7 protein-coding genes are annotated in these 5485 nt (G+C 65.7%); 4 read left to right on the forward strand and 3 right to left on the reverse strand.

Annotated features, from left to right (window positions below):
• The coding region (locus tag VN856_RS18355) for a HAMP domain-containing protein (protein ID WP_325691583.1) at positions 1-995 on the reverse strand (995 nt) is incomplete at its 3' end.
• Positions 996-1044: 49 nt separating this feature from the next.
• Between VN856_RS18355 and nucS the strand changes: the two genes are divergently transcribed.
• A complete protein-coding gene (gene nucS, locus VN856_RS18360; protein ID WP_325691585.1) occupies positions 1045-1725 on the forward strand; it encodes an endonuclease NucS in 681 nt (226 codons plus the stop codon).
• A 22-nt stretch (positions 1726-1747) separates the two neighbouring features.
• Positions 1748-2044: a hypothetical protein gene (locus VN856_RS18365; protein ID WP_325691587.1), complete on the forward strand. Its 297-nt coding sequence runs from the start codon at positions 1748-1750 to the stop codon at positions 2042-2044.
• Here VN856_RS18365 and mce read toward each other — a convergent pair.
• A complete protein-coding gene (gene mce / locus VN856_RS18370; RefSeq protein ID WP_325691589.1) occupies positions 2041-2520 on the reverse strand; it encodes a methylmalonyl-CoA epimerase in 480 nt (159 codons plus the stop codon). The two genes, VN856_RS18365 and mce, sit on opposite strands and share 4 nt — an antisense overlap.
• A gap of 79 nt (positions 2521-2599) precedes the next feature.
• Here mce and VN856_RS18375 point away from each other — a divergent pair, with 79 nt between their 5' ends.
• Together VN856_RS18375 and VN856_RS18380 are read left to right on the forward strand one after the other, a co-directional pair.
• A complete protein-coding gene (locus VN856_RS18375; protein WP_325691591.1) occupies positions 2600-3781 on the forward strand; it encodes an acetyl-CoA C-acetyltransferase in 1182 nt (393 codons plus the stop codon).
• 162 nt (positions 3782-3943) lie between these two features.
• Positions 3944-4849 (forward strand): tetratricopeptide repeat protein, encoded by a 906-nt coding sequence (locus VN856_RS18380; RefSeq protein WP_325691593.1) that lies wholly within the window; start codon positions 3944-3946, stop codon positions 4847-4849.
• 12 nt (positions 4850-4861) lie between these two features.
• Here the strand turns inward: VN856_RS18380 and VN856_RS18385 are convergent.
• A partial coding sequence (locus VN856_RS18385) for an alpha amylase C-terminal domain-containing protein (RefSeq protein ID WP_325691595.1) occupies positions 4862-5485 on the reverse strand: 624 nt, incomplete at its 5' end.

Genomic DNA, 5485 nt, shown 5'->3' on the forward strand with positions numbered 1-5485 from the left:
CGCACGCGCTCGCGCTCGCGCAAGCCGTCGACCATTGAGTTGAATCCGCGTTGCAGCTCACCGAGTTCGGTGCCGTCGAACACCACCAAGTCGCCGCGCAGATCGCCATCTTCGGCCCGCTTGAGCGCCGCCCGAACCACCCGCACCGGCGTCGCCGTCAACCAGGCCAGAATCCACATCAACACGAAGCCGAAGATCAGCGCAGCGGGTGACTCCACCAAAATGGCTACCGCCAACTGGGTCTTGCTCAGATTGTCGAGCAGCACCCCGCCCAGCAGCGCGGTAACCATGATGCCCAGGACCGGGACGCCAGACCCGAGCAGCCACACCGTCAACGTCCGGCCCATGATGCCGGGAGCCAATCGGCGCGGTGCCCGGCCCGCCTCGAGTGCCTGAGCGGCCACCGGGCGCAGCGCGAACTCGGTGAACAGATAGCACGCGGTCGACACCAGAATGCCGCAGACGCTGACGCAGAAGCCCACAATCGGAATGAACGTGCTGTCGGCCAACCCGTACAGCGTCGTCAGCAATCCGGTGCCGATGACCCACAGCATGAGGACGCCGAACGCCAGCCAGAACGGAGCCGCAAAGGTGGCGCGTTCGTCGGCTTGGGTCGGTTCGTGCTCCTCGATCGCCCAGCGCAGGCCGCGGATCGTTCGATGGGTGATCAGGTACGTACCGAGTCCGAGCGCGATTGTGCAGTAGGCCGGCGTGACGCCGAACGTGATCCACAGGGGTGCGTCGCTGAAAATGCTCGGAGTGGGGAACGCGACGGTCAACAGCAGCGCCGCAACGGCGATTCCGATCAGGTTCGCCCCGACGATGAACACGGTCAGAATGAGCTGGATCCGCACTCGCCGACGGGACTGGCTCTCTGACACCCGCCCGAGCAGCCAGGAACCATAGGCCGGTGTTTCCGGCAGTCGACCGCTCTGCTGAGTCACCCGCTCCAGCACTCGCCCCAGCCGTTGCGCAGTCGATCGCTTAGCCACCATGGTGGCGTCAGCCTAATTGCTGCCGCCGCCCATGCTTAAGGTGTGTTGCGTGCGCCTCGTCATCGCCCGCTGCACCGTGGACTACGTCGGACGCCTCACCGCTCATCTGCCCTCGGCCCGCCGCCTGCTGCTGTTCAAGGCAGACGGCTCGGTGAGTGTGCACGCCGACGACCGCGCCTACAAGCCGCTGAACTGGATGAGCCCGCCGTGCTGGTTGTCCGAGGAACCCGAGGGCAGCGAAGGAGAAGCGCCGGTCTGGGTGGTGCAGAACAAGGCCGGCGAGCAACTACGCATCACCGTCGAAGACATCGAGCACGACTCCAGCCATGAGCTGGGGCTCGATCCCGGGCTGGTCAAAGACGGCGTCGAAGCCCACTTGCAGGTGTTGCTCGCCGAGCACGTCGAGCTGCTCGGGGCGGGTTACACACTGGTACGCCGTGAGTACATGACGCCGATCGGGCCGGTCGACCTGTTGTGCCGCGACGAACAGGGGCGTTCGGTCGCAGTAGAGATCAAGCGCCGCGGCGAAATCGACGGGGTCGAGCAGCTCACCCGCTATCTGGAGCTACTGAACAGAGACAGTCTGCTGGCGCCCGTGAGTGGAGTGTTCGCCGCGCAGCAGATTAAGCCGCAAGCGAAAACTTTAGCCACCGATCGCGGAATTCGTTGTCTGACATTGGATTACGACAAGATGCGGGGCATGGATTCCGATGAGTTCCGGTTGTTCTGAGCTGCCTCACTAGACTGCTGTCATGGCTCGACGCCGCAGTTCGCCGCGTCGGCAGCAGTCGTTTGGGCCGCTGCCCGCTCCGCGTCGCGTGGAGACTGGGCCAGACGGACATGACTACGAGGTTCGGCCGGTAGCCGGCGCGCGATCGCTCAAAACGTATCGATGCCCGGGCTGCGACCACGAAATACGCTCGGGCACAGCTCATGTGGTGGTGTGGCTAGCCGATATCGGCGAGGTGGCGCTCGACGACCGACGGCACTGGCACACGCCGTGCTGGGCTAACCGGGCAACGCGCGGGCCGACCCGAAAGTGGAGTTAGTGCTCTGAATCGTCGGCGGGCTCGACCAACTCGATCAGCACCCCGCCGGCGTCCTTGGGGTGGATGAAGTTGATCCGCGAGTTCGCTGTGCCGCGTCGCGGCGCCTCGTACAGCAGCCGGATGCCCTGCTCGCGCAGACGCTCGCTGAGGGCGTCCAAGTCGCTGACCCGATACGCCAACTGCTGGATGCCGGGACCACGCTTGTCGAGGAATTTCGCGATCGCCGACGAGTCGTCGATCGGGGCCATCAGCTGAACTTGCGCGCTACCGACCGCGGCGCCGCGCACCGACAGCATTGCCTCGCGAATTCCCTGATCGTCGTTGACTTCCTCGTGCAGCACGATCATGCCGAGGTGGTCGTGGTACCACGCGATCGCTGCGTCGAGGTCGGGGACCGCGATGCCGACATGGTCGACTGCCGTCACCAGAGCGGTGCTGAGGACTCGACGGGTGTCAACTTGATCGGTGGTCATCACGTAACGGTAACCTGACGGGAACGAATCCGCTTCTCCCGATCTTTTCGATCGGCTGTTCAACCCCGCTCTGGAGGTAGTCATGACGACATCGGTGATCGTTGCTGGAGCACGCACGCCGGTCGGCAAGCTGATGGGCTCGCTGAAGGACTTCAGTGCCAGCGATCTGGGTGCCATCGCGATCAAAGGCGCGCTGGAGAAGGCGAACGTGCCGGCCTCGCTGGTCGAATACGTGATCATGGGCCAGGTATTGACCGCGGGGGCCGGCCAGATGCCGGCGCGGCAATCCGCCGTCGCGGCCGGTATCGGCTGGGATGTGCCGGCGCTGACCATCAACAAGATGTGTCTATCCGGCATCGACGCTATCGCGCTGGCTGACCAGCTCATTCGGGCCGGAGAGTTCGACGTGGTGGTGGCCGGCGGCCAGGAGTCGATGACCAAGGCCCCGCACCTGCTGATCGACAGCCGTTCCGGCTACAAGTACGGCGACGTCACGGTCCGGGATCACATGGCCTACGACGGTCTGCACGACGTGTTCACCGACCAGCCGATGGGTGCGCTCACCGAGCAGCGCAATGACGTCGACAAGTTCACCCGCCTCGAACAGGACGAGTTCGCCGCACGGTCGCACCAGAAGGCCGCCGCGGCCTGGAAGGACGGCGTCTACGCCGACGAGGTCGTGCCGGTCAGCATCCCGCAGCGCAAGGGCGATCCGCTGCAGTTCACCGAGGACGAGGGCATCCGGGCCAACACCACCGCTGAGTCGCTGGCCGGTCTCAAGCCCGCGTTCCGCAAGGACGGCACCATCACCGCCGGTTCGGCATCGCAGATCTCCGACGGTGCGGCAGCGGTGGTCGTGATGAACAAGGACAAGGCCATCGAGCTGGGATTGACCTGGCTGGTGGAGATCGGCGCACACGGTGTGGTGGCCGGCCCGGATTCGACGCTGCAGTCGCAGCCCGCCAATGCGATCAAGAAGGCGATCGCCCGCGAAGGGATCTCGGTCGACCAACTCGATGTGGTGGAGATCAACGAGGCGTTCTCGGCGGTGGCGCTGGCCTCGACGCGCGAACTCGGCATCGATCCTGAGATCGTCAACGTCAACGGCGGCGCCATCGCGATTGGTCACCCGATCGGCATGTCCGGCGCCCGGATCGCCCTGCACGCGGCCCTCGAACTGGCCCGCCGCGGCTCCGGCTACGGCGTTGCTGCGTTGTGCGGCGCGGGCGGTCAGGGCGATGCGCTGATCCTTCGCGCTGGCTAGTTACCGGCCGGTACGGTTTGTGACCGGTGTGGCTGGACAGGCGTCCAGAAGTTTGCTGTCAAGCAGCCGGCTGCAGTTTGACAACACGTGATGTGATGTTGCTCATATGGCCGTCCGAACCGGATGAAACGCCGTCGACGGCGCCGTGCCAGACTTGATCTCGTGAGCCGTCCCCGTCCCCCGATTGGGCCCGCATTGACCGGCGGCGCAGTCGATCTGTCCGCCCTGAAGCAACCCCCGCCCTCCGCCGGCGAGACGCGCGGTGACGCCTCAGCGGGCGCAGCCGGCGTCGAGGTCAACGAGGCCAACTTCGAACAAGAAGTGCTGCTGCGCTCCAACCAGGTGCCGGTGGTCGTGCTGCTGTGGTCGCCGCGCAGTGATGTCTGCCTTCAGCTGGCCGACATCTTGTCCGACCTGGCCGCCGCCGACAACGGCAAATGGTCGCTGGCCAGCGTCAACGTCGACGTGGCTCCCCGGGTGGCGCAGATTTTCGGTGTCGAAGTGGTCCCCACTGTTGTGGCATTGGGTGCCGGGCAACCGCTTTCCAGCTTTCAGGGCATGCAGCCGCCGGAGCAGTTACGCCGCTGGATCGACTCGCTGCTGTCGGCCACTGCTGGAAAGCTCGGCGGCGCAGCCGATTCCGACGAGCCAGAGGAAGTGGATCCGGCGCTCGCGCAGGCCCGCCAGCAGCTCGAGGACAACAACCTCGGGGCGGCGCTCGACTCGTATCAGGCGATCCTGGACGCCGACCCGAACCATGCCGAAGCCAAAGGCGCTGTGCGTCAAATCGTGTTTCTGATGCGGGCGACCGCTCACGGGCCGGAAGCAGTGGCGGCTGCCGACGCGGCGCCCGACGACATCGAGGCCGCGTTCGCCGCTGCTGACGTCCAGATCCTGAGCCAAGATGTCGATGGCGCGTTCGGCCGTCTGGTCGGGCTCGTGCGGCGCACGGCCGGCGACGAGAGGACAGCGGTGCGCACGCGGCTGATCGAGCTGTTCGAGCTGTTCGATCCCGCCGACCCGGAAGTCATCGCGGGACGTCGCAACCTGGCTAACGCGCTGTACTAGGCGGCCCTTGTACTAGGAGGCCTCTGCGGGTTCCAGCCACAGCGCTGACATCGGCGGGAGCGCCAGCACCGCCGATGCCGGACGGCCGTGCCACGGCGCATCGGTCGCGTCGACGCCGCCCAGATTGCCGATACCGGAGCCGTTGTAGACGCTCGCATCGGTGTTGAGCACCTCGCGCCACCGCCCCGCGCTGGGCAGGCCGAGACGGTAGCCGCTGTGCTCAGCGCCGGCGAAGTTGAACACGCAGGCCATCACCGAGCCGTCGCTGCCGTACCGCAGAAAACTCAGCACGTTGTTGGCGGAGTCGTTGGCATCGATCCACGAGTAGCCCTCGGGCTTGATGTCCTGACTCCACAACGCCGATGAACGGCGATAGATCGAGTTGAGGTCGACCACCAACCGTGAAATTCCGGTGGAGAAGCTGTTCTCGTCGAGCTGGAACCAGTCGACGCCGCGCTCCTCAGACCATTCGGCACGCTGCCCGAATTCCTGGCCCATGAACAGCAACTGCTTGCCTGGGTGCGCCCACTGGTAGGCCAGCAGGCTGCGCAGCCCGGCCGCCTTCACGTGGTCGTTGCCCGGCATCCGGCCCCACAGTGTGCCCTTGCCGTGCACGACCTCGTCGTGGCTGATCGG

Source organism: Mycobacterium sp. (assembly GCF_035603715.1).
GTDB lineage: Bacteria > Actinomycetota > Actinomycetes > Mycobacteriales > Mycobacteriaceae > Mycobacterium.